The following is an 813-nucleotide window of genomic DNA, read 5'->3' as shown; positions in this document are numbered from 1 at the left end:
CAGCAGCGTGCTCTTGCCGCAACCGGAGGGGCCGGAGATGAGTGTGAGCTCGGCCGGGTAGATGGACAGCGTGAGGCCTTCGATGACCTGCACGCGCACGACGCCCGACACGAAGGACTTGTGCACCTGCACCGCCTGCAGGCTGGGCGTGAGGTGGGAGGCTTCGGAAGCGGTGCCGTGGTTCATCGCAGGAGCAGGGCCGGGTCGGCCCGCAGCAGGCCACGGATGGCGAAGAAACCCGAGAACAGGGCCACGATCCCGACCAGCACCGCGCAGGCGGCTGCCACCCGTGGCGTCATGGCGACCGGCACGCCATAGGCGGCGGCCACCCCCAGCAGCCCGGCGCTGGTGGCACCGGCGACCATCAGGCCCAGCCCGCCGATCCAGCAGGCCTGCTCGATCACGAGCCGGCCCAAAGCGCCGCGGCTGGCGCCCAGGGCGTTGAGCACGGCGTATTCGCGCGCCGTGCCGGCCACCACGCCCATGAGCGACTGGCTGGTGACCACGGTGCCGACGAGGCACACGACGATCACCATGAACAGCACGGCCACGCCGGCGCCGGTGTCGAACATCCAGTACAGCTGCGACCGGCGCGAGAACTGCCGGGCCGTCCACACCTCGAACGGGCCGAAGCCCGGGCCGCCCTGCGACAGCCGGGCCTGGGCGGCCGCGGCGTCCGCCGGGCTGCGGGTGCGTGCACCACATAGGTGCTGCCGGAGCCGGCTTCGGCACCGGCGATCTCGCGCGCGGTGTCCAGCGAGGCCAGCACGTTCACCCCACCCAGGCCGCGCAGGCCGTCCACGGCCGCGCCAG

At 72.8% G+C, this 813-nt stretch carries 2 protein-coding genes; both read right to left on the bottom strand.

The genetic code is table 11. The annotated features are described in order from the left end of the window. A partial coding sequence (locus AC27IQ_RS26030) for an ATP-binding cassette domain-containing protein (protein ID WP_487091367.1) occupies window positions 1–186 on the bottom strand: 186 nt, incomplete at its 3' end. Further along, a partial coding sequence (locus AC27IQ_RS26025) for an ABC transporter permease (RefSeq protein WP_487091366.1) occupies window positions 183–813 on the bottom strand: 631 nt, incomplete at its 5' end. The genes AC27IQ_RS26030 and AC27IQ_RS26025, both read right to left, overlap by 4 nt.

The sequence above is a fragment of the Acidovorax sp. KPB24-07 genome (assembly GCF_057543315.1).
This window is presented reverse-complemented; position numbering and strand designations above follow the sequence as displayed.